Raw genomic sequence first — 19,656 nt, 5'->3', positions numbered from 1 at the left:
GTGCAGTCGCTCCATATGTTCGGAGCGAAGACGGAGATTCCGCGTATGGAATACCGACCCTCCCTCCGCCGGTATTAGCCGGATCAGGTTCAACGGGTCGCGGTCTATTCCGCTCTCAACCGGCCATCACAGACGCGGCTCCCCGGGGATGGGGGGGACTATAGGCGGCAAGCTACGCGCTGTCCATCGGCGCGGTGCGCATTGCCGCCGCGATGTACTGGTGTGATCGCGGGCACTTTGCGTTTCGACAGATGCGATTATGGTCAATCATATCAATTATATGTGAGAGTCGATATGACACGAGCGGTGAATCTATGGCAAATTGGGCCGGTGATGGCGCTCGCGCTCGGCTGGTGCTTGTGGCCGACCGCGGCGGCGGCGCAGGCCTATACCTGTCCCTATGCCGGGCCGGGCGAGCGGGTGGTCGGGATGACGCAGGGCGGCCACGGCGTCGCGTCGGTGCCGCTGTGCGTGCGCGACGACAGCGGCGACAGCGGCGAGGCACCCGCCGGGCCGTCGGCACCCGCGGCGACGCATGCGGTGTTCGTCTGGCACCCCGATGCCGCGGATGTGTGGGTCGAAGGCAACTACACGGGCGCGAGAAATCCCGGCGAAGGTAACGCGATCGCTGCGTGCAACAAGGTGATGGGCGGCGGCTGCTCCAAGGGGGAGGGCTGGTGGAATTCGTCGATGGCGATCATCCGCGACCGCAACGGATTTTTCTACAACAGCTGGATGGGCGGGGACGGCAGCGATCACAGGCAGGTGATGGCCGATTGTTCGGCGAAACAACTGCTGCCGTGCGAGGTGTTCGCGACGATCAAGTCGAGCACCAACCGGCGGTCGCCGGGCGCGTCGGTGCGCAAATCCTATGCCGCGTCGGCGTGGGTCAAGGGCAGCGTCGAGGATGGTTATAATTCCAGACTGTATGTCGCGAGCGGGTATCGCAATCTCGACGAAGCGACTGCGGCGGCGATCAAGGCGTGCAGCGATGCGACATCGCGGTCGTGCGAAGCCAGTACGTTCGCCGGAAACGGCTTTATCCAGGCGTACCGGATGAACGGTAGCGACGACAGCTCCACCGCAGAAAATTCAGCCCAGCGCGCGAAAGAAGCGGCGCAAGCGAATTGCAAGAAGATCAACGCCACGTCGTGCGAATTGCAGGCGGTGTTCGACAGCCGCAAGTCGGGGGTGTTCGTGCATGATTTCGCCAGACCGAAAACGCCATAGACCACCGGTGCGATCCGCCGACGCGTTCGGCGGCCTGCCGATGTAAAGTTGTCCAAAGTGCTGCAATCAGCAGCGATCGGGAATGAAGCGAATGACAAGAGGCAGGCGAAACATGCGGTACGGTACAGGGGTTGTCGCAGCACTGCTGCTGCTCAGTGGCACGGCGTGTGGTAAGGAAGCGGCGGCCACCAGGGCGGCAGATAGCCCTGAGGCGCCGCCGGTGAGCAAGGCGGCCCGTACGCCTGACGCCGCGGACGGCGCCACCCCCCCGGCGCGGACGATGACCGAAAGCGACCGGCTTTTCCTTGAAATGGCCGACGGTGCGTGCAACGCGGTCGACTTCCCGTCCTTTTTCAGGGCGTTCAGCGGGTCGTGGGCGGTGCGCGACAAATATACCGCGGCGACGGTGACCCATGGCGTGACGGGCAAAAGCGCCGCCCAACCGCGCCGTTCGTATCTGGATCGGAATGTGTTTCCGATCGCGCCGATGGACTATGAATTTGTGACGGCGGAATCGGCCGCCCGCTTCGAACGCAAGCCCGAAGCGTCGTGGCGCGACCTGTCCTATGTCCAGCTGGAGTTCAACACGGCGAACGACAACCGGCATCGCATCGACTGGCTGCCGGGGATTTTCCAGAAGCATCAGACCCCGCCGCCCCCCGAGCTGGAGGAAGGGCTGGGCGAGCTGGTACGCGCCACCGGCGGCGGCGGGACGTTGCTGTTTTTTCCGACCACGACGTGCTGGGAATTGGTCGAGGACGTCCGCAACCCGATGCCGCAGCCCTGATCGGGCCGCGGCGTTTAGTCAGACGTGGTCGAGCACATCGGCGCCGCCCGCGGCGAGCCGGGTGCGTTTGTCATAATCGCCCAGCACGGCCTTGGTCAGCCCGAAATCGGTGATCGCCAGGATCACCAGCTCGTCGGTTTTCGACAGGTTTTTCGACTGGTGGAATACCCAGCGCGGGACAAAGGCGAGCCCGCCGGGGTTCAACGTCAGCGTGGCCTCGCCAATGCGCACCTCGGCAGTGCCGCTGATGACGTAAAAGAGCGATTCATGCGCGTGCTTGTGGAGCTCGTTGTTGCACCCCGCCGCGATCCGCACCACGCGCGCATCGAACGCCTGCGTGCCCGGAAAATCGAGGACGTCGACAGCAAAATCGATGCCGAGCTTGGCGTTGCGGTTGCGATAAATCTGACGGTGGCTGTTGCCCGGATCGGCATGAAACGCGCTGACCGGTGCGTCGGCGGCGAGCGGCCGGCGCGCTTCGATGTTGGTGATGAGGGTGAGCAGGTCGGGGTTCATGCGGGTGTGTCCCTGTTGGGGCGCGGGGCCGGGGGCGACGGCACCGCCGCCCGGCCCCGCGCGGAGGCGCTCAGAAGGCCATCGCCATGGCCGGACGTTCGGCGCGGGCCAGCGCGCGTTCGTACAGCCAGTCCCAGAAGGACGAGCGCAGCGACAGTGCCTTGATCATCCCGCGGCGCAGATCGCCCTTGCCCGCCGGGGTGGTCGCAAAGGCCAGCGAGATTTCCTCGAGCGCTTCCTGATGATGGTCGTCGACCGCGGTGTGCAGCGGGAAAAACACCGTGTCGCGCGGGTGGAGATCGGTGCGGGCGAGCGCGGTCACAAAGGGAATGTAGATCGTGCTGACGATATTTTCGGTGCCAAGGCCCAGCGCGCCCAAAGCTTCGGCGGCCGAGCCATGGGTCAGCGTGGTCAGAAAGGATTCGCGCCAGCACACCAGTTCGATCGCGTCATCCTCGGGCACATAGGGGGCGGTGATGCCGGTGGCTTCGCGAAAGCGGCGGAACAATTGCGGGTGCGGGATGCCCTCGATCCATTCGCGCTCGACCCCGACCGCGGCCAGTTCGGCATATTCTTCGTCGTCGTAAATCCCCGATTCTTCAGTCAGATTCTGGAGCAGGCTGTGACGGTGCGCGGGGGTTTCGAGTTTGGAAATCACCGTGGTCAGATAGCGCGGGAAATGCAGCGAGTAACCGTAGTAATGGTCGGCAAAATCGCGCAATGCCCAGTCGGTGTCGGGTAGGTCATTATTATCCAGAGCGGCAAGATAGGGATGATTCACAGCGCGATGGCCTAGAGATTCTTCGATCAGGTCTTTTATTGAAACAGTCACACGACCTCCTGAGTGATTTTCGGGGGAAATTCTATTTCACGTTTGGATCATTATTTTTATGTTCCGGAGGATGTTGTCTATATATGCGGCCGTTGTTCGATGAAAACCGATCCAGAGACCCGGGTCATTATATCGGTTTCGGAGTGGCCGATGCCGTTCGCCAACGGGCGACGGGGTCGCCGGACCGCGCGGCGACCGGAAGCCTGCCGATGCGGGGCGGTTGCGGTTCTGAGGTGGCTGCGGCCCCGGCGGCCAGCTGGCGCGGGGTACTATTGCGCCGCGGGTGCCATGAAGTCGTGGACGAATTCGCCCGGGATGCGGCTGTCGTAAACGCGCTGAAGGGTGCAGGCCTGCTTGCGTTTCTTGCAATTGACCTGCGCCGCCTGCCCGGCGCGCTTGGCGCTGGTTTCGGCGGTCGCGCTCTGGTCGCTGGTACCGAGGCGGTAGGTCTGGATAAAGCCGTTGCCGGTGAAGGCAAGGATCGCGCAGCGCTGGCGGGTCGCCTTGGTGCAGGCATCGAGCGCGAGGCGTTCGGCCGTCGCGGGGTCGCGCTGGCCGCTGGCAATATAGAGGCGGCTGTCGAACCCTTCGGTCCCCTCGACCCATGCAGCGAAGGCGTAGAGCTTGCGCGCCGTGGGTTTCGGATAGTGGCGGTTCTTGCTTGACGAATAGGTGCCGAGCACCTCGCACGGCAGCAGCTGTTTGGCGCTGCATTCGGCGAGCGCCTTTTTGCTGTGGACGCCGCCGTCGCCATGCCATGCCGACCACAGCACGCCGCTGCGGTCGCGGATGATCCGCATCGACGAATTGTGCCATTCGCCGACCGAGGAGCAGCCGCCACCCATCGCCTGATTGCACGCGGCGAGCGCGGTGCGTTCGGCGGTGTAGGCGCCGTCGTAGCTGCCATCCATCCACACATCGTCGGCGTGGGGATGCCAGGCGATCGCGCCATAGATATAATAGACCCCGCCGCCCCCGCCGCTGTCCCCGCCACCGGTGCTTTCGCACACCGGCACCGCGGCAACGCCATGGCTGCCCCCCGATACACCGACCTGCACCTCGCCGGGGCCGGGGCCGCCGGGGCAGGGATAGGCCGCAGCGGCGGGCTGCGGCAGCGCGATGAGGGCGAAGACGGCGGCGAAGCCGAGAGCGAGACGCGCGAACATCGCGGCAGCATAACAGCCGCCCGGTGCTGCGCACAACCCGCCGGTGTACTGGTGCAATCGTCGCGATCGGGTGTGTCGCGGCACCGTCAGGTCAGGAACGGTCCGCGCGCGCGGCGGCGCGCGGTTCCTGCGGGGACGCCCGCGAGGTCGCGAAAGGTGCGCGCCATATGCGCCTGATCGGCAAAGCCCTGCGCCGCGGCATGACCCGCCAGACTGGCTTCGCCGGGCAAGGTTTCGAACGCGCCCTGAAAGCGCAGCAGCTGCAGATAGCGGCGCGGGGGCATCCCGACGTGGCGCGCGAACCAGCGTTGCAGCGTCCGCGGGTTCATGCCGGTGGCGTCGCTCATCGCCGCGACGCTCGGTGCGGCGACGAGCGCGGTGCCGATCCGCCCCAGTTCGGTCGCGGCGGACAGGCGGGTTTCGATCGCGGCGAAATCGGGGCAGGGCAGGGCCTGCCAGCGTCCGTGGAGCGCGGCGAGCGGGATGTCACCGATCAGGCGCCACGCCCATGGCCATATCCGTAGCGCCTGAAACGCCGCGTCGCCGCTGATCTCGAACGGCTGCGGGCGGTCGACCAGTCCAACGACGAAGCAGGCGGGCTGCTCGCCGCCCCAGCGCGAGCGCCCGCGGATGCGGCGGATGATCTCGACACAGCCGTCCGGGGTTGCCTGTTGTTCGGCCCAGAGATCCGCCGTGCCCTCGCCCGTCAGCGTCCAGCGGGCCTTGACCAGCCCGGCGAGATGCGGTGGCGGCGGGGTCTCGCGATAGTCCATCGCCGCGGTTAGACGATGATTGTCGTGTCGGTGCAAGACGGCATGCGGCGAAGCTGTCAGACGGGGTGCGACAGGAGGCGGGTATGAAAGCAATTTTGGCCATGGCGGCGGCGGCGGTGCTGGCGGCCGCAAGTCCAGCGGCGAGCGTCGATGATCTCGCGTGGATGGCGGGGCAGTGGAGCCGCGAGGAGGGCGACCGCTGGACCGAGGAAAGCTGGACCGCCCCGCGCGGCGGGGTGATGCTGGGGCACAGCCGTTCGGGGCGCGGCGACAGCTTGCGCGAGTTCGAGTTTCTGCGCCTGCAGGCGGGCGCTGACGGCGTCCCGGCCTATATTGCGCAACCCGGCGGGCAGGCGCCGGTCATGTTCCCGCTGGTGCGGCGCGACGGCATGAGCGCGACGTTCGAGAATGCGGCGCATGATTATCCCCAGCGCATCCATTATGTCCGCGACGGCGATGCGATGACCGCAACGATTTCGCTGGTCGACGGGTCGAAGCCGATGCGCTGGACCTTTCGCCGCCGCTGAGACCTCCCTATGCCGGGCCGACGGCGCGGCAGGCGAGAGGGTGGCATGGCCAAGACAGGACGATTGTTCGCGATCATCGACAGCCTGCGCCGCCGCCGGCGGCCGGTGACCGCCGAGATATTGGCCGACGAGCAGCGCGTGTCGGTGCGCACGCTGTACCGCGACATTCAGGCGCTGATCGCGCTAGGCGCGCCGATCGAGGGCGAGGCGGGGGTCGGTTATGTGCTGCGCCCGGGATTTTTCCTGCCGCCTTTGATGTTCACCGCCGACGAGCTGGAGGCGCTGGTGCTCGGCGCGCGCTGGGTCGAGGGGCGGCAGGACGGATCGCTGTCGCGGGCTGCGGGGCTGGCGCTGGCGAAGATCGCGGCGGCGAGTCCGGACGAGCTCAAGCGGCGGATCGACGAGGCGGGGCTGTGGCCGGTGAGCAGCCGCTGGCGCGAAACGAATGCGCCGTTGCTGGCAACGGTGCGCGAGGCGATGCGCGGCGAAAAGGTGCTGCACATCGCCTATGCCGACGAGCGCGGCGCGGTCACCGAGCGCGCGATCTGGCCCGCGGCGCTCGCCTATTTCGAGGACAAGCAGGTGATCGCCGCCTGGTGCCTGTTGCGCCAGGATTTCCGCAGTTTCCGCATCGACCGGGTGACCGCGGCACGGATCGGCGACGAACGTTACGGGCGGCGGCGCGCGGTGCTGATGGCCGATTGGTGGCGCAAGAACGGCCTTGAGGCATCCTCCTGACAATTTCTGTCAGGGGGGTGGGCTAGGAATCTTCGGGTGAAGAGCGCCGGCGGACGGCGCGCCAGACCGGAGGATTTTCGATGCTCAAGACCCATCATGGTTCGTGCCACTGCGGCGCGGTCAAATTCGAAGCCGACATCGATCTTGAGGCGGGGACGGGCAAGTGCAACTGCTCGATCTGTACCAAGAAGCGCGGCTGGAGCGCGCAGATCAAGCCCGACGCCTTTCGCCTGCTGACCGACCCCGCCGCGCTGTCGGACTATCAGTTCGGATCGTCGAGCGTGCATCACCTGTTCTGCACGACGTGCGGCGTGGCGCCCTATGGCCATGGCTATGTCGAGGAGATCGGCGGCGCCTATGTGTCGGTGGCGATCGCGTGCCTCGACGATCTGGATCACGCCGCGATGGCGGCGCTGCCGGTCCAGCATATGGACGGCGCGGGGAATAACTGGTGGAATGCGCCGGAGGTCACCGCGCATATGTAGAGGTGGCTCAACCGGTCCGCCGCGCCAGATACACCCCGGCGACCATCAGCGCGATGCCCGCGAAGCGCTTGGCGTCGATCGGAAAGCGCGCGGCGCCGAACAGTGCGAAATGGTCGATCACCGCGGCGCTGATCAGCTGGCCGACGAGGACGAAGAAGATCGCGTTGCCGACCCCGAATTTGGGCGCGATGAAGGTCACCGCGATCACGTAAAAGGCAACGAACAGCCCGCCGAAGTAGAAATGAAACGGGATGTCGGACGAAAAGCGGATCTGGCCGACCGACCCGGTCGCCAGCGCGCCGGTGGTGGCGATCAGGAAGGCGAGGCCGAACAGGATCATCGACGCCGCCATCGGGCTGCCGAGCCGCGCGCCAAGCCCGCCGTTGAGCGCCGCGAGGATCGGGATGCCGATGCCGGTCAGCAGCATGATGATCGCGAACGTCGGCGCGTTGCTGCTGGTCATTGCGGCGGCGCCTTTGCCGCCTGCGCGGCGCGAAATTCGGTGACCGGCAGGCCGCCGATGCCCCAATTGTCGAGATCGACCTCGTCGATCGTCACCACCGTGGTGGCGGGGTTCTTGCCGAGGATGCGCTGGAGCAATTCGGTGACCCCGCCGATCAGTTCGGCCTTTTGTTCGGGCGTCGCCCCTTCGCGGGTAATCTTGATGTTCACATAGGGCATCGGCAGGCTCCTTAGCTGGCGGTGCGCACAGGCCAGCCCGGCATGGCGGGAAAGCCGGGAAGCGCCGCGATCCGGTCTGTCCATTCGCCGATCGCCGGCCAGTCGGCAAGGTCGATGTCGCCCTCGCCCGCCAGCGCCAGATAGGGGCTGGCGGCGAGGTCGGCGATGGTCAGCCGGTCACCGACGAGCCAGCGGCGCGTCGCCAGATGTGCTTCGATGACGGGCAGGATGCGGGCGGTGACCGCCTGCGCCTGATCCTCGGCGATCACGGCGCCGAACTGGCGCGCGAGGCGGAGTGTGGCGGGGCCATTGGCGATCTCATTGGCGGCGTGCGACAGCCAGACGCCAATCCGGCCGCGTTCTTCGGGGGTATGGCCGTCCCAGGCGCCGGGGCGATGGCGCGCTGCGAGATAGGCCAGGATCGCCTGGCTGTCGCGCAAATGCAGGTCGCCGTCGATGAAGAAGGGAATCTGTGCCATCGGGGTCAGGGCGCGAAAGGCGTCCGATTGCCGCGCCGCGGCGTCGGTCGGCTGTTCATCCCATGGCAGGCCGAGGAAGGTCAGCGCCATGCGGACCTTGTGCGTGTTGCCCGATCGCGGGGTGCCGTGAAGCTGGATCATCGTCATTCTCCTGATGCGGGGGCGCGCAGCGCCGCAAGTTCGGCGCGCAGCTGATTAAGCTCGGCCGCCATCGGTTTGATTGCGGCGGCGATTTCGGCTTCGGTGAAGCGCGGGGTGATATGCTGCGAGCAATTCCACTCCCACCCGAGCACGTCGATCAGAAAGGCGCGCTCGGGCGTCGCACGATACCCCTCGGGCATCAGCGAGGTCACCAATGCGGGATCGTCGGCGAGTTCGACGCTGTGCGCGTGGCCGACGAGCTTCAGCCGGTCCTTGTTCGGATAATCCATCAGGAACAGCGAGACGCGGTCGTTGGCCGCAAGGTTTGCGGTGCTGATATATTGCCGGTTGCCGCGATAATCGGCGAAGCCGATGCGATTGCCTTCGATGTGGCGCAGGAAGCCCGCCGGGCCGCCGCGGTGCTGCATATAGGGCCAGCCGTCGGCGTTGACGCTGGCCATGTAAAAGCTGTCGCGCAGCGCAATATAGTCCAGTTCCTTGGCGGTCAGCCGGTCGGGGGTGCCGTCGGCGCCGGCGTCGAGCTTGAGATAGGAAACGCGCGAGCCGTGCTTTTCCTGCAGGGCTTTGACGTCGTCGCTGAACAGCGTGTGCCGGTAATTTTGCGCCATGATGCCGAACCTTCGCGGGGGGAGGGGCGGGGGGAGCGAACGAAGACCGAGAGGGGACAGCTTCGTTCGCCGGGCCTGTTTAGATCGTTGCGCCGATCGTGATAACAGGTGCATGTAGAAGAACTCTATTCCTAAAACTGGAATAATCGATGGATCGGTTGCTGACGCTGGAGATGTTTGTCGCGGTCGCGGGCGAGGGCGGTTTCGCGGCGGCGGCGCGCAAGCTGAACAGCTCGCCGCCCGCGGTGACGCGCGGAATTGCGGCGCTCGAGGCGCGATTGGGGACGATACTCTTTCATCGTTCGACGCGCGCGGTCGCGCTGACCGATGCGGGGGCGGCGTTTCTGGAACAGGCGCGGCGCATCCTCGCCAATCTGGCGGGCGCCGAGCGCGAGCTGCGCGGTGCGGCGGCCGAGCCGCGCGGCCAGCTGTATATCACCGCGCCGGTGATGTTCGGGCGGCTGCACGTGCTGCCCGTCGTCGGCGACCTGATGGCGCAGCACCGCGAGCTGATGGTGCGGATGATGCTGATCGACCGCAACGTGCGGATTATCGAGGAGGGGATCGATGTCGCGGTGCGCATCGGCGCACTCGCCGATTCGGGATTGAAGGCGGTGCGGATCGGCTGGGTGCACCAGATGCTGGTCGCGAGCCCCGCCTATCTGGCGCGCCGCGGCGCGCCGCAGGCAATTCCCGAACTGGCGGGGCATGACCTGATCGGCACGATGGGGCCGCGCGCGACCGGCGAATGGCAATTGGCAAGCGGCCGCTGGCGGCTCGACCCCAGGCCGCGGCTGGTGCTCAACACCGTCGATGGCGCGCTCGCGGCGGCCGAGGCGGGGCTGGGGATCGCCAATCTGCTGAGCTACCAGCTCGCCGATGCGCTCGCTGGCGGGCGGTTGATCGCGCTGCTGACCGAGGAACAGCCGCCCGCGCTGCCGGTCCACCTGCTGTTCGAACCGTCGCGCGCCGGGCTGCCCGCGGTGCGCGCGTTCGTTGAGGCGATGCGGGAGCGAGCGCGAGTGGCAGGGTTGGGGTGAGGTAGACGAAAGGTGGAATGGCGGCTTTGGGGTAGGGAGCGGACGATTCACCAACGTCGCCCTCGCGAAGGCGGCGGCGGCTTCCGGTCGAAAGCAGACGCCACCCAAACAAACAAAAAGGGCGGCCCGCGAGCCGCCCTTTTCGTTTTCGCTGTCCCGCCGATCAGTCCTGATGCGGCTGGATGTTCACCGCGGCGAATTTGCCACGGTCGTCGACTTCGATGTCGAACGCGACGCGGTCGCCTTCGTCGAGGCCCGCCATGCCGGCGCGCTGCACCGCGCTGATGTGGACAAAGGCATCGGCCTGTCCGTCGTCGCGCGCGATAAAGCCGAAGCCCTTCGTCGTGTTGAAGAATTTGACGGTGCCCGAGGTGCGTTCACCGGTCAGCTGACGCCGGCCACGCGCGCCGCCCGGGGCTGCGCCGGGGCCGCGATCGTCACGTGCACGCGGAGCGAATTCTTCGACCGGCATCGGTTCGCCGTCGATCTTCAGATCGATGGCCGACACCTTGCCATTGCGTTCGACGAGGGTGAAACCGAGCGGCTGGCCCGAAGCGAGCCCCTGGAGCCCCGCCTGTTCGACCGCGCTGATGTGCACGAACACGTCTTCGCCGCCGTCATCGCGCGCGACAAAGCCGAAGCCTTTCGCGGCGTTGAAAAATTTCACCGTGCCATTGCCCTCGCCGACGACCTGCGCCGGCATGCCGCCGCCGCGTCCGCCGCCGAAGCCGCCGCCACGATCGCCGCCGCCGAAGCCGCCGCGGTCGCCGCGGTCGCCGCGGTCGCCGCCGCCAAAGCCGCCGCCGCCACCCGAGCGGTCACCGCCGCCGAAGCCGCCGCGGTCGCCGAAACCACCCCCACGATTGCCGCCGCCATAGCTGTCGCCGCCATAGGGTGCAGGTTCGAAGCTGTCGAAATTGCCGAAATCATCGCGCTTGCCGCGCCCCCGCTGGCCGCGGCGATCCTTGTTGAAACTCATTGTCTAATAGTCGCTTTCGGTTCGTCCATACCCCATATGATCGGCGCCTTGCGCCGGACGGGGGACGCAGTTCACCATGGGCACAGACTCGCCCCGTGCCTCTAACGGCGCAATATATAGCTTAAATATATGCCGTCTGCGAACGGAAAATTCACCGCCGCGATGCCGGGCGAAGCGCGCTTTGCCGCGGGCTGGCGGCGGATGGGCTGGCAGCGCCAAAACCAGTCATTGAGCGGCACCGCCGCTTCGCCTAAGGCGGGCCAATGACGGTATATTTCCACGAAGAAGATTTGCCCGCGGGCGCGCTGGGTCCGGGTGCGGTGGCGGTCGACACCGAAACCATGGGATTGAACCCGCTGCGCGACCGGTTGTGCCTGGTCCAGATCAGCGACGGGTCGGGCGACGAGCATCTCGTCCGCTTCGCCCCGGGCAGCGCCTATGACGCGCCGGTGCTGAAGGCGATATTGACCGACCCCAACCGGTTGAAACTGTTCCACTTTGCCCGGTTCGACATCGCGGCGCTGCAACAGGCGCTCGGCGTTGTGACCGCGCCCGTCTATTGCACGAAGATCGCCTCGAAGTTGATCCGCACCTACACCGATCGTCACGGGCTGAAGGAACTGGTGCGCGAACTTCTGGGTCAGGAAGTGTCGAAACAGCAGCAGTCGAGCGACTGGGGCGCCGCCGAGCTCAGCGACGCGCAGCGCGACTATGCCGCGAGCGACGTGCGCTTTCTGCACGCGATGAAAGAGATCCTCGACGTCCGGCTGGCGCGCGAGGGGCGCACCGACCTGGCGCAGGCCTGTTTCGATTTCCTGCCGACGCGCGCCGCGCTCGACCTGGCCGGGTGGCCCGAGGTCGATATTTTCGCGCACAGCTGATTCGCGGGAGCGACGATGTCCGAACGCGCCGATCTTGACCGCACGATGCGCCGCCTGTGGGCGGCAAGCGGGTCGAGCCACGACCGCGTCGTGCGCATCCTGCGCTTTGGGTTGCCGCTGGTCATCGGGGTGGTCGCCGCGGTGCTGGTCTTTTCGCCCTTCACCCAGCGTGCCGAGGTCAGCTTCCTGCTCGCCAAGGACAAGGTCGAGGTGGCGCAGGAGCGGATGAAGGTTACCCGCGCAGAATATCGCGGCCAGGATGCCAAGGGCCAGCCCTTTGCCCTGCTCGCGGGCAGCGCGGTGCAGAAAAGTTCGGCCGAACCCGTCGTGCGGATGAGCGACCTGTCGGGCGCGATCCGCCTGACCGACGGACCGGCGACGATCGTCGCGCGCGACAGCGCCTATAATATGGAAACCGAAAAGGTCGCGGTGCCGGGCATGGTTCAGGTCAGGGGTGCGAACGGATATCGTATCGATGCCCGCAATGTCTCCATCGACCTCAAGACGCGAACGCTGACCGGACAGGGCGGCGTCGATGGGGCGTTGAACATTGGCACGTTTTCGGCCAACCGCCTGTCGGCCGATCTCGACCGGCGGATCGTGCGGCTGGAGGGAAATGCGCGGCTGCGGATCAATCAGGGAGTGATCAAATGAACCGTCTATCTTTGATGAAAAGCGTGGCGGTGGCCGGTGTCGGCTTTTCGCTCACCAGCTTGGCCCTGTTGTCAACGGGAACCGGCGGCGACGCGGCGCAGGCGCAAGCCCTGGCCAACCACAACAGCAACGCGCCCGTGACGTTCGGAGCAGATCGCTTTGAGGTCCAAGATCGTGCTGATCGCGCCATTTTTTCGGGCAACGTCCGGGTTGATCAGGCGGGTTTGACGCTGACCGCAGCACGGTTGACGGCGGCATACACCCGCAGCGGCGGTACCGACGTGAACCGGATCGACGCGACCGGCGGGGTCGTGGTGACCAAGGGTGACGAGCGCGCGTCGGGCAATGTCGCGATCTATGACCTCGACCGCCGCCTGATCACGATGGTCGGTAATGTCGAACTGCGCCAGCGCGGCAACAATCTGCGCGGCGGGCGGCTGGTCATCGACCTGAACAGCGGCCGCGCGACGGTCGACGGGCGCGGCGCGGCGCGCGGTCCCGACGGCAATCCGATCGCGGGCGGCACCGGCGGGCGCGTCACCGGCACCTTCACGGTACCGGAAAGAAAACAGTAACCAGCGCCTTTAACCGATCTGCAACCACGCGCCTTCACCAAGGAGGCAGGGACCAGATCCATAGCGGTGCCGGGGGGCGACGCTGCGCAATGAAGGCGAGCCCCCGATGCGTTTCTCTCCCCTTGTCCCGCCGCGGCGTCCGTTGTTCGGCCGCCGGATCGAACCACCCGCGGCGATCATCCCCACCCCGACATCCGAAGAACGGCGCCTGATCGACCGGATCATGCGCCACGCGGGGTATCGCGAGTCGCGGTAGCGTTTCTCAGTTTAGATCGTCATCCCGGCGAAGGCCGGGATCTCGCCGTCGCGTTCTAAAGTACGGTTGAGATCCCGGCCTTCGCCGGGATGACGAATGAGCGTGAACGGCGAAGAACCGCGAGACTCGCTTGGCGTTCCGCGCCCGCCCCTCTACATGGGGCGCGCATGCCGCCCGATACCCTCACCTCCGCCGACGCGGCCAAAGAACCCCCGGTTCTTGAGACGCTCAAGCGTTTCCTGCCTTATTTGTGGCCCGCGGGGCACACCGAGCACAAGGTCCGCATCGTCCTGGCGGGGCTCATCATCCTGGCGTCGAAGGGCGTGCAGCTGTCGATGGGCTTCCTCTATGGCGCCGCGATCGACAAGATGGCGCCGGGGATGCAGGCGGGGGTGGCGCTCGCGATCGGGCTGGTGCTCGCTTATGCTGGCGCGCGCTTTGCCGGGGTGCTCTTCGACAATCTGCGCAACGTCGTGTTCGAGCGCGTCGGGCAGGACGCGACGCGCGAACTCGCGATCGCGACCTTCACGCATCTCCATGCGCTGAGCCTGCGTTTCCACCTCGCGCGGCGCACGGGCGAGGTGACCAAGGTGATCGAGCGCGGGACCAAGAGCATCGACACGATGCTCTATTTCCTGCTCTTCAACATCGCGCCGACGGTGATCGAGCTCGCCGCGGTGCTGATCATCTTCTGGACCAAGTTCAGCTTCGGGCTCGCCAGCGCGACCGCGCTGATGGTGGTGCTCTACATCATCTTCACGCGCAAGGTGACCGACTGGCGCAACGCGCTGCGCACCCAGATGAACGACCTCGACACGCTGACGATCGGGCGCAGCGTCGACAGCCTGCTCAATTACGAGACGGTCAAATATTTCGGCGCCGAGGAGCGCGAGGCGGCGCGCTACCGCGACGTCGCCGACCAATATGCGCGCGCCGCGGTGAAAAGCGAGAACAGCCTGGCGTGGCTGAACATCGGGCAGAGCCTGATCACCAACGCCGCGCTGGCGGGGGCGATGGCGTACACCGTGTGGGGCTGGTCAAAGGGACAGTTTCAGGTCGGCGACGTGGTGCTGGTGAACACGTTGCTCGCGCAGCTGTTCCGCCCGCTCGACATGCTCGGCATGGTCTATCGCGTCATCCGCCAGGGGCTGATCGACATGGAGGCGATGTTCCGCCTGATCGACACCCCGCCCGAGATCAGCGATGCCCCCGACGCGCCGCCGCTGGTGGTGAACGGCGGCGCGGTGGCGTTCGACAATGTCGTGTTCGGTTACGAGCGCGACCGCACGATCCTGAACGGCGTCAGCTTTGCGGTCGGCGCGGGCGAGACGCTGGCGATCGTCGGACCGTCGGGCGCGGGCAAATCGACGATCGCGCGGCTGTTGTTCCGTTTCTACGACCCGCAGGGCGGGCGGATCATAATCGACAATCAGGATATTGCCGCGGTGACGCAGGCCAGCCTGCGCGGCGCGATCGGCATCGTCCCGCAGGATACGGTGCTGTTCAACGACAGCATCGGGTACAACATCGCCTATGGCCGCGAAGGCGCCAGCGCGGCCGAGATTGCGGCGGCGGCCGAGGGCGCGGCGATCGATGGTTTCATCGCGATCCTGCCGCAGGGGTATGACACCGAGGTCGGCGAACGCGGGCTGAAGCTGTCGGGCGGCGAGAAACAGCGCGTCGCGATCGCGCGCACCTTGCTCAAAAATCCGCCGGTGCTGATCCTGGACGAAGCGACGAGCGCGCTCGACAGCCGCACCGAGGCGGCGATCCAGGACACGCTGGAGCGGATTGCGGCGCGGCGCACGACACTGGTGATCGCGCACCGCCTGTCGACGGTGACCGGCGCCGACCGGATCGTCGTGCTCGACAAGGGCCGCGTCGCCGAGACGGGGACGCACGACCAGCTGCTGCGGATGCGCGGGCTGTACGCCGACATGTGGGCAAGGCAGCAGGCCGAGGTGGAGGAGGGGACGGTTTAGTCCCCCCTTTCCTATCCGAACTTGACAAGATTGAGCGCCGGTAGCGGGCCGCCGGGAAATTGCGTGAGTCTGCCGCCGACCGCCAAGGCGCCGAGATCGATCGCGAAGAAGCCGAGCCGCGCGATGATCGCGGCGACCTCCGCCTTGGCTGCATCGTCGTCGCCCGACAGAAACAACACTCGCTGGCCGCTTTCGGCACGCGGGTCAGTGGCTAGTAGCGGCGCGGTCAGGTGGTTGAACGCCTTGACGAGGCGCGCGCCGGGAACGAGGTCAGCGACGATCTCGCTCGACAGGCGGCCGCCGAGGTTAGCGGGCTTGAATAGTGGCGCCTCGATCGGGTTATTCGCGTCGATGACGATGCGACTGGCGAAATCGGGCAGGCCGGCGAGTGCGCTGGGTAGCTTTGTCCAGGGGACCGCGACGAAGACGATGTCCTGCGCCGCGGCTTCGGCGACGGTAACGGCGCGGAGCGACGGGCCGAGGTCGGCGGTCAGTGAGGCGAGGCTGGCAGGGCCGCGGCTGTTCGCGATGACGGCGCCCATCCCGGCGCGGGTCAGAATGGTGGCGATGGCAGTGCCGATGGCGCCCGATCCGATGATTCCGATGCTCATGTGATTGTCCTTTCGGTGCAGGTCGCCGCTCCCGATGGGGAGCGGCGGGTTCGTGGCGTTCAAGCTGTGAGGCCGCCGTCGGCGATGATTTCGGCGCCGGTGATAAAGGCAGCCTCGGGGCGCGCGAGGAAGGCGACCGCGGCGGCGATTTCGTCGGGTTCGCCATAGCGACCGATCGCGATATTTTGGCCGACGATTGCCGCGACGGGGCCGTCCTTGGGGTTCATGTCGGTGTTGGTCGGCCCGGGCAGCACGGTGTTGACGGTGATGCCCCGGGGACCAAGATCGCGGGCGAGGCTGCGGTTGAAGCCCGACACCGCACCCTTGGTCAGCGTATAGACTGAGGCGGTGGGGAAGGCGGCGTAACGCGCCATCGAACTGCCGATATGGATGACGCGCCCGCCCGCGGTCATCGCGCGCGCGGCTTCCTGCGTCGCGACGAAGACGCCGGTGACGTTGACTGCGAGCATGCGTTCATAGTCCGCGAAATCATAATCCTCGATGCCGGCGTTGATCGCGATACCGGCATTGTTGACGAGGATGTCGATCGCGCCAAAGTCGGCGACGACCTGCCTGACGGCGGCACGGACCGCGACGGGGTCGCCGGCATCGGCCTGGATCGCAAGCGCCTTGCCGCCGACGGCTTCGATCGCGGCGACGACATCGGCGGCGCGATCAGGCGAGCCATTGTAGGTGATCGCTACGGCGGCACCGTCGGCGGCGAGGCGCAGCGCGATGGCGGCGCCGATCGACCGCGAGCCGCCGGTTACGAGCGCGATCTTGCCGGTGAGGGGGAGGGTTGTGGTCATGCTGGTTTACTCCATCAAAGGGTGATGGATCGGTTATGGCGACTGGATTCATCGATGATTAGTCGCTAATCAGAGCAATAAATTTCAATGAATGATTGAAGATGGAAACGCTCGCCAACCTGGAATGCTTCATGCGCAGCGCCGAACTCGCTAGCTTTTCCGGCGCGGGGCGGTTGATGGGGCTGACCCCGGCGGCGGTGAGCCGCAACGTCGCGATGCTCGAACGCAACCTTGGCACGCGGCTGTTTCATCGCTCGACGCGCAAGCTGTCGCTGACCGAGGCGGGCGAGCGCCTTCTGGCAGGGATCGGTGGTCAACTCGACGGGCTGCAGGCGGCGATCGCCGATGTCGCGGAAGCGGGCGACGAACCGGCCGGGACGCTGAAGGTCAGCATGAGCCTGGCCTTTGGGCAGGAATATGTCGTGCCGGTGCTGGCACCCTTCCTCGCGCGCTACCCGCGCGTGCGGCCCGACTTGCATTTCGACAGTCGGCAGGTCGACCTGATCGCCGAGGGTTTCGATACCGCGATCGGCGGCGGCTTCGAGCTCTCGCCCGCAATCATCGCGCGGCCGCTGGCGCCATTGCATGTCGTTGCGGTTGCGGCGCCAGGCTATCTGGCGGGCAAACCGTTGCCGACCGACCCGTCGGGGCTGGCTGCGTTCGACGGCATCGTCATGCGATCTCCGACCAACGGGCGGACACGGCAATGGATGATGCGCGACGCGGTCGGCACTGAATTGGCGGCCGCGCAGCGCGAAACGATCGTGATGAGCGACCCCGCCCCAATGGTGCGCGCGGCGCTGATGGGGCTGGGGGCGGCGCTGCTCGCGGTGCCCGACGTCTTGCCGCATTTGCGCAGCGGGGCACTCGTCCGCCTGCTGCCTGGCTGGTACGGCGACGCGGGGGCAATCACCCTCTATTATGCCAGCCGCACCTTGCTCCCCGCCAAGACGCGCGCTTTTGTCGACACGGTCGTCGATCATTTCAAGCGCGAGCAACTCGCCGCGCAATTCGCGGGCAGTATCGGCTAGCTCGCGGCATCCCAAGTGGGCGGATCGCCGAACGCCGCTTCCAGATTCTCCCTGACCGCCCGCGATTGGCTGGGTGGCGTGATTTTGGCCGGTCATAGGATATTGCCGGACTTGCGTCTTTTCCTGCGGCGCGACCTTGACCCCCCGCGCCCCCGCCCCCTAGGCATGGATCATGCCGCATGACACCTCCCTGATCGGCACCATCGTTGCCGGGCTGGGCGTCGCGTTCCTGATGGGGGCGCTCGCGCATCGGCTGCGGATTTCGCCGATTGCGGGCTATCTGCTTGCCGGGGTGCTGGTCGGGCCGTTCACGCCGGGGTTCGTCGCCGACACCGGGCTGGCGATGCAGCTCGCCGAGATCGGCGTCATCCTGCTGATGTTCGGGGTCGGGCTGCATTTTTCGCTGAAAGACCTGCTGGCGGTGCGGCGGATCGCGGTGCCGGGGGCGATCCTGCAGATCGCGGTCGCGACCGCGCTCGGCATGATGCTGGGGCTGTGGCTTGGCTGGTCGATCGCGGGCAGCGCGGTGTTCGGTCTGGCGCTGTCGGTCGCATCGACCGTCGTGCTGCTGCGCGCGCTCCAGGCGCAGGACATGGTCGAGACCGAAAAGGGGCGGATCGCGGTCGGCTGGTTGATCGTCGAGGATCTGGTGATGGTGCTTGCGCTCGTCCTGCTCCCCGCGATGTTCGGCGCGCGCGGCGATGAGGGCGGCGCCGGGGCGAATGGGGCGGGCCTGCTTCAGTCGGCGGCGATCGTGCTGGTCAAGGTCGTCGGCTTTGGCGCCTTCATGTTCGTGATCGCGCGGCGGGTGCTGCCGTGGGTGCTGCACTGGGCGGCGCACACCGGGTCGCGCGAGCTATTCCGGCTCGCGGTGCTGGCGATCGCGCTGGGGGTGGCGTTTGGCGCCGCGGTGATTTTCGATGTGTCGTTCGCGCTCGGCGCGTTCTTTGCCGGGATGATCCTCGGCGAAACGCAGCTCAGCCGCCGTGCCGCCGAAGAGACGCTGCCGCTGCGCGATGCCTTTGCGGTGCTGTTTTTCGTGTCGGTCGGCATGTTGTTCGACCCCCATGTGCTGGTCGAGCAGCCGGGGCCGGTGCTGGCAACGGTGGGGATCATCGTCGTCGGCAAATCGCTCGCCGCCTTTGCGCTGGTCCGCGCGTTTGGCCATAATTCGCAGACCGCGCTGACGGTGTCGGTCAGCCTGGCGCAGATCGGCGAATTTTCGTTCATCCTGGCCGGGCTGGGGGTGGGGCTGGAGGTGCTGCCTGAGACGGGGCGCGACCTGATCCTCGCGGGGGCGCTGCTGTCGATCCTGGTCAACCCGATCCTGTTTTCGCTCGCGGTAAGGCGCATGCGGTTCGAGGAGCCCGAAGACGTCGAGGCGGCAAGCGAGGACGCGCCCGCGCCGTGCAACGCCGGCGTGGTGCTGATCGGTTACGGCCGCGTCGGCAGCCATATCGGCACCCTGATCTGCGGGCGCGGCGCCGGGCTGACGGTGATCGAGGACGAGCGCGACATGGCGGCGACGGCGCGCGCCGCGGGCGCGACCGTGATTATCGGCGATGCGACCAAGGAAAGCATCCTGCGCCAGGCGGGGCTCGACGCCGCCGCGACGCTGCTGATCGCGATTCCCGAGGGGGTCGAGGCTGGGGCGATCGTGCGGCGGGCGCGGGCGATCAATCCGAAGCTGGTGATTGTCGCGCGCGCGCATTCGGACGAGGAGGTCGACGATCTGGTGCGGCGCGGCGCCGACCATGTCGTGATGGCCGAACGCGAAACCGCGGCGCGGATGGCCGAGCGGGCGTTGCTGGCGCGGGGTTAGCTTGTCGTCGCCCCCGCGAAGGCGGGGGCCGC

General features: G+C 66.7%; 24 protein-coding genes and 1 riboswitch. Of the genes, 13 read left to right on the top strand and 11 right to left on the bottom strand.

Annotated elements, in window-relative coordinates:
* Window positions 1-43: 43 nt before the first annotated feature.
* Window positions 44-155, bottom strand: a riboswitch (TPP riboswitch).
* A gap of 151 nt (window positions 156-306) precedes the next feature.
* Both ACTIFP_RS01235 and ACTIFP_RS01230 read left to right on the top strand, forming a co-directional pair.
* Window positions 307-1,230: a hypothetical protein gene (locus ACTIFP_RS01235; protein WP_439566906.1), complete on the top strand. Its 924-nt coding sequence runs from the start codon at window positions 307-309 to the stop codon at window positions 1,228-1,230.
* Window positions 1,231-1,450: 220 nt separating this feature from the next.
* Window positions 1,451-2,017, top strand: a complete 567-nt coding sequence (locus tag ACTIFP_RS01230) for a hypothetical protein (protein ID WP_439566905.1) — start codon at window positions 1,451-1,453, stop codon at window positions 2,015-2,017.
* A gap of 18 nt (window positions 2,018-2,035) precedes the next feature.
* On the opposite strand, the gene ACTIFP_RS01225 is transcribed toward ACTIFP_RS01230, so the two are convergent.
* The 4 genes from ACTIFP_RS01225 to ACTIFP_RS01210 all read right to left on the bottom strand — a co-directional run bounded on the left by ACTIFP_RS01225 (window position 2,036) and on the right by ACTIFP_RS01210 (window position 5,304).
* Window positions 2,036-2,533, bottom strand: a complete 498-nt coding sequence (locus tag ACTIFP_RS01225) for a cupin domain-containing protein (RefSeq protein ID WP_439566904.1) — start codon at window positions 2,531-2,533, stop codon at window positions 2,036-2,038.
* Between the two features lie 70 nt (window positions 2,534-2,603).
* Complete coding sequence (locus ACTIFP_RS01220; protein WP_439566903.1) at window positions 2,604-3,314, bottom strand: iron-containing redox enzyme family protein; 711 nt, start codon at window positions 3,312-3,314, stop codon at window positions 2,604-2,606.
* Window positions 3,315-3,634: 320 nt separating this feature from the next.
* On the bottom strand, window positions 3,635-4,531 hold the full coding sequence (locus ACTIFP_RS01215) for a DUF4189 domain-containing protein (protein ID WP_439566902.1): 897 nt from the start codon (window positions 4,529-4,531) through the stop codon (window positions 3,635-3,637).
* An 86-nt stretch (window positions 4,532-4,617) separates the two neighbouring features.
* Complete coding sequence (locus ACTIFP_RS01210) at window positions 4,618-5,304, bottom strand: helix-turn-helix domain-containing protein (RefSeq protein ID WP_439566901.1); 687 nt, start codon at window positions 5,302-5,304, stop codon at window positions 4,618-4,620.
* 83 nt (window positions 5,305-5,387) lie between these two features.
* On the opposite strand from ACTIFP_RS01210, the gene ACTIFP_RS01205 reads away from it, so the two are divergent.
* The 3 genes from ACTIFP_RS01205 (at window position 5,388) to ACTIFP_RS01195 (ending at window position 7,054) form a co-directional block, all read left to right on the top strand.
* Complete coding sequence (locus tag ACTIFP_RS01205) at window positions 5,388-5,831, top strand: DUF6265 family protein (protein ID WP_439566900.1); 444 nt, start codon at window positions 5,388-5,390, stop codon at window positions 5,829-5,831.
* 45 nt (window positions 5,832-5,876) lie between these two features.
* Complete coding sequence (locus tag ACTIFP_RS01200; RefSeq protein WP_439566899.1) at window positions 5,877-6,569, top strand: helix-turn-helix transcriptional regulator; 693 nt, start codon at window positions 5,877-5,879, stop codon at window positions 6,567-6,569.
* An 80-nt stretch (window positions 6,570-6,649) separates the two neighbouring features.
* Entirely contained in the window at window positions 6,650-7,054 is a 405-nt protein-coding gene (locus tag ACTIFP_RS01195) for a GFA family protein (RefSeq protein ID WP_439566898.1), read from the top strand.
* A 7-nt stretch (window positions 7,055-7,061) separates the two neighbouring features.
* On the opposite strand, the gene ACTIFP_RS01190 is transcribed toward ACTIFP_RS01195, so the two are convergent.
* The 4 genes from ACTIFP_RS01190 to ACTIFP_RS01175 are packed head-to-tail and all read right to left on the bottom strand — an operon-like array spanning window position 7,062 to window position 8,984.
* Complete coding sequence (locus ACTIFP_RS01190) at window positions 7,062-7,517, bottom strand: DMT family transporter (RefSeq protein ID WP_439566897.1); 456 nt, start codon at window positions 7,515-7,517, stop codon at window positions 7,062-7,064.
* Window positions 7,514-7,735, bottom strand: a complete 222-nt coding sequence (locus ACTIFP_RS01185; protein WP_439566896.1) for a tautomerase family protein — start codon at window positions 7,733-7,735, stop codon at window positions 7,514-7,516. The genes ACTIFP_RS01190 and ACTIFP_RS01185 overlap by 4 nt, the downstream gene beginning before the upstream one ends.
* Window positions 7,736-7,746: 11 nt before the next feature.
* Window positions 7,747-8,355 carry a glutathione S-transferase family protein gene (locus ACTIFP_RS01180; protein ID WP_439566895.1) on the bottom strand — a complete coding sequence of 203 codons (609 nt, stop codon included), beginning with the start codon at window positions 8,353-8,355 and terminating at the stop codon, window positions 7,747-7,749.
* Between the two features lie 2 nt (window positions 8,356-8,357).
* On the bottom strand, window positions 8,358-8,984 hold the full coding sequence (locus ACTIFP_RS01175; protein WP_439566894.1) for a pyridoxamine 5'-phosphate oxidase family protein: 627 nt from the start codon (window positions 8,982-8,984) through the stop codon (window positions 8,358-8,360).
* A gap of 149 nt (window positions 8,985-9,133) precedes the next feature.
* Between ACTIFP_RS01175 and ACTIFP_RS01170 the strand changes: the two genes are divergently transcribed.
* Window positions 9,134-10,024 (top strand): LysR substrate-binding domain-containing protein, encoded by an 891-nt coding sequence (locus ACTIFP_RS01170; RefSeq protein ID WP_439566893.1) that lies wholly within the window; start codon window positions 9,134-9,136, stop codon window positions 10,022-10,024.
* A gap of 163 nt (window positions 10,025-10,187) precedes the next feature.
* Here the strand turns inward: ACTIFP_RS01170 and ACTIFP_RS01165 are convergent, their stop codons facing one another.
* Complete coding sequence (locus tag ACTIFP_RS01165) at window positions 10,188-11,003, bottom strand: cold-shock protein (RefSeq protein ID WP_439566892.1); 816 nt, start codon at window positions 11,001-11,003, stop codon at window positions 10,188-10,190.
* Window positions 11,004-11,266: 263 nt separating this feature from the next.
* Here ACTIFP_RS01165 and ACTIFP_RS01160 point away from each other — a divergent pair, with 263 nt between their 5' ends.
* The 5 genes from ACTIFP_RS01160 to ACTIFP_RS01140 all read left to right on the top strand — a co-directional run bounded on the left by ACTIFP_RS01160 (window position 11,267) and on the right by ACTIFP_RS01140 (window position 15,351).
* Entirely contained in the window at window positions 11,267-11,884 is a 618-nt protein-coding gene (locus ACTIFP_RS01160) for a ribonuclease D (protein ID WP_439566891.1), read from the top strand.
* A gap of 15 nt (window positions 11,885-11,899) precedes the next feature.
* Window positions 11,900-12,538 (top strand): LPS export ABC transporter periplasmic protein LptC, encoded by a 639-nt coding sequence (locus ACTIFP_RS01155; protein ID WP_439566890.1) that lies wholly within the window; start codon window positions 11,900-11,902, stop codon window positions 12,536-12,538.
* Entirely contained in the window at window positions 12,535-13,113 is a 579-nt protein-coding gene (locus ACTIFP_RS01150; RefSeq protein WP_439566889.1) for an LptA/OstA family protein, read from the top strand. The genes ACTIFP_RS01155 and ACTIFP_RS01150 overlap by 4 nt, the downstream gene beginning before the upstream one ends.
* Window positions 13,114-13,219: 106 nt before the next feature.
* On the top strand, window positions 13,220-13,369 hold the full coding sequence (locus ACTIFP_RS01145; protein WP_171003853.1) for a hypothetical protein: 150 nt from the start codon (window positions 13,220-13,222) through the stop codon (window positions 13,367-13,369).
* Window positions 13,370-13,536: 167 nt separating this feature from the next.
* Complete coding sequence (locus ACTIFP_RS01140; RefSeq protein WP_439566888.1) at window positions 13,537-15,351, top strand: ABCB family ABC transporter ATP-binding protein/permease; 1,815 nt, start codon at window positions 13,537-13,539, stop codon at window positions 15,349-15,351.
* 11 nt (window positions 15,352-15,362) lie between these two features.
* Here ACTIFP_RS01140 and ACTIFP_RS01135 read toward each other — a convergent pair whose 3' ends face one another.
* Complete coding sequence (locus ACTIFP_RS01135) at window positions 15,363-15,962, bottom strand: NADPH-dependent F420 reductase (protein WP_439566887.1); 600 nt, start codon at window positions 15,960-15,962, stop codon at window positions 15,363-15,365.
* A 59-nt stretch (window positions 15,963-16,021) separates the two neighbouring features.
* Entirely contained in the window at window positions 16,022-16,771 is a 750-nt protein-coding gene (locus ACTIFP_RS01130) for a 3-oxoacyl-ACP reductase family protein (protein ID WP_439566886.1), read from the bottom strand.
* A 101-nt stretch (window positions 16,772-16,872) separates the two neighbouring features.
* Between ACTIFP_RS01130 and ACTIFP_RS01125 the strand changes: the two genes are divergently transcribed.
* Together ACTIFP_RS01125 and ybaL are read left to right on the top strand one after the other, a co-directional pair.
* Window positions 16,873-17,802, top strand: coding sequence for a LysR substrate-binding domain-containing protein (locus tag ACTIFP_RS01125; RefSeq protein WP_439566885.1), 930 nt, complete (start codon window positions 16,873-16,875; stop codon window positions 17,800-17,802).
* A 172-nt stretch (window positions 17,803-17,974) separates the two neighbouring features.
* Entirely contained in the window at window positions 17,975-19,624 is a 1,650-nt protein-coding gene (gene ybaL, locus ACTIFP_RS01120) for a YbaL family putative K(+) efflux transporter (RefSeq protein ID WP_439566884.1), read from the top strand.
* The last annotated feature ends 32 nt before the right edge of the window (window positions 19,625-19,656 follow it).

The organism is Sphingopyxis sp., from assembly GCF_051861155.1.
Classification (GTDB): domain Bacteria; phylum Pseudomonadota; class Alphaproteobacteria; order Sphingomonadales; family Sphingomonadaceae; genus Sphingopyxis.
This window is presented reverse-complemented; position numbering and strand designations above follow the sequence as displayed.

Excerpts from the sequence above, each read along its gene's own strand:
- ACTIFP_RS01175 (WP_439566894.1), bottom strand. The coding sequence starts at position 8,984 with ATGGCGCAAAATTACCGGCACACGCTGTTCAGCGACGACGTCAAAGCC.
- ACTIFP_RS01130 (WP_439566886.1), bottom strand. The coding sequence starts at position 16,771 with ATGACCACAACCCTCCCCCTCACCGGCAAGATCGCGCTCGTAACCGGC.
- ACTIFP_RS01160 (WP_439566891.1), top strand. The coding sequence starts at position 11,267 with ATGACGGTATATTTCCACGAAGAAGATTTGCCCGCGGGCGCGCTGGGT.
- ybaL (WP_439566884.1), top strand. The coding sequence starts at position 17,975 with ATGCCGCATGACACCTCCCTGATCGGCACCATCGTTGCCGGGCTGGGC.
- ACTIFP_RS01170 (WP_439566893.1), top strand. The coding sequence starts at position 9,134 with ATGGATCGGTTGCTGACGCTGGAGATGTTTGTCGCGGTCGCGGGCGAG.
- ACTIFP_RS01180 (WP_439566895.1), bottom strand. The coding sequence starts at position 8,355 with ATGATCCAGCTTCACGGCACCCCGCGATCGGGCAACACGCACAAGGTC.
- ACTIFP_RS01195 (WP_439566898.1), top strand. The coding sequence starts at position 6,650 with ATGCTCAAGACCCATCATGGTTCGTGCCACTGCGGCGCGGTCAAATTC.
- ACTIFP_RS01215 (WP_439566902.1), bottom strand. The coding sequence starts at position 4,531 with ATGTTCGCGCGTCTCGCTCTCGGCTTCGCCGCCGTCTTCGCCCTCATC.
- ACTIFP_RS01135 (WP_439566887.1), bottom strand. The coding sequence starts at position 15,962 with ATGAGCATCGGAATCATCGGATCGGGCGCCATCGGCACTGCCATCGCC.
- ACTIFP_RS01155 (WP_439566890.1), top strand. The coding sequence starts at position 11,900 with ATGTCCGAACGCGCCGATCTTGACCGCACGATGCGCCGCCTGTGGGCG.
- ACTIFP_RS01205 (WP_439566900.1), top strand. The coding sequence starts at position 5,388 with ATGAAAGCAATTTTGGCCATGGCGGCGGCGGCGGTGCTGGCGGCCGCA.
- ACTIFP_RS01200 (WP_439566899.1), top strand. The coding sequence starts at position 5,877 with ATGGCCAAGACAGGACGATTGTTCGCGATCATCGACAGCCTGCGCCGC.
- ACTIFP_RS01185 (WP_439566896.1), bottom strand. The coding sequence starts at position 7,735 with ATGCCCTATGTGAACATCAAGATTACCCGCGAAGGGGCGACGCCCGAA.
- ACTIFP_RS01225 (WP_439566904.1), bottom strand. The coding sequence starts at position 2,533 with ATGAACCCCGACCTGCTCACCCTCATCACCAACATCGAAGCGCGCCGG.
- ACTIFP_RS01125 (WP_439566885.1), top strand. The coding sequence starts at position 16,873 with ATGGAAACGCTCGCCAACCTGGAATGCTTCATGCGCAGCGCCGAACTC.
- ACTIFP_RS01145 (WP_171003853.1), top strand. The coding sequence starts at position 13,220 with ATGCGTTTCTCTCCCCTTGTCCCGCCGCGGCGTCCGTTGTTCGGCCGC.
- ACTIFP_RS01140 (WP_439566888.1), top strand. The coding sequence starts at position 13,537 with ATGCCGCCCGATACCCTCACCTCCGCCGACGCGGCCAAAGAACCCCCG.
- ACTIFP_RS01165 (WP_439566892.1), bottom strand. The coding sequence starts at position 11,003 with ATGAGTTTCAACAAGGATCGCCGCGGCCAGCGGGGGCGCGGCAAGCGC.
- ACTIFP_RS01150 (WP_439566889.1), top strand. The coding sequence starts at position 12,535 with ATGAACCGTCTATCTTTGATGAAAAGCGTGGCGGTGGCCGGTGTCGGC.
- ACTIFP_RS01190 (WP_439566897.1), bottom strand. The coding sequence starts at position 7,517 with ATGACCAGCAGCAACGCGCCGACGTTCGCGATCATCATGCTGCTGACC.
- ACTIFP_RS01210 (WP_439566901.1), bottom strand. The coding sequence starts at position 5,304 with ATGGACTATCGCGAGACCCCGCCGCCACCGCATCTCGCCGGGCTGGTC.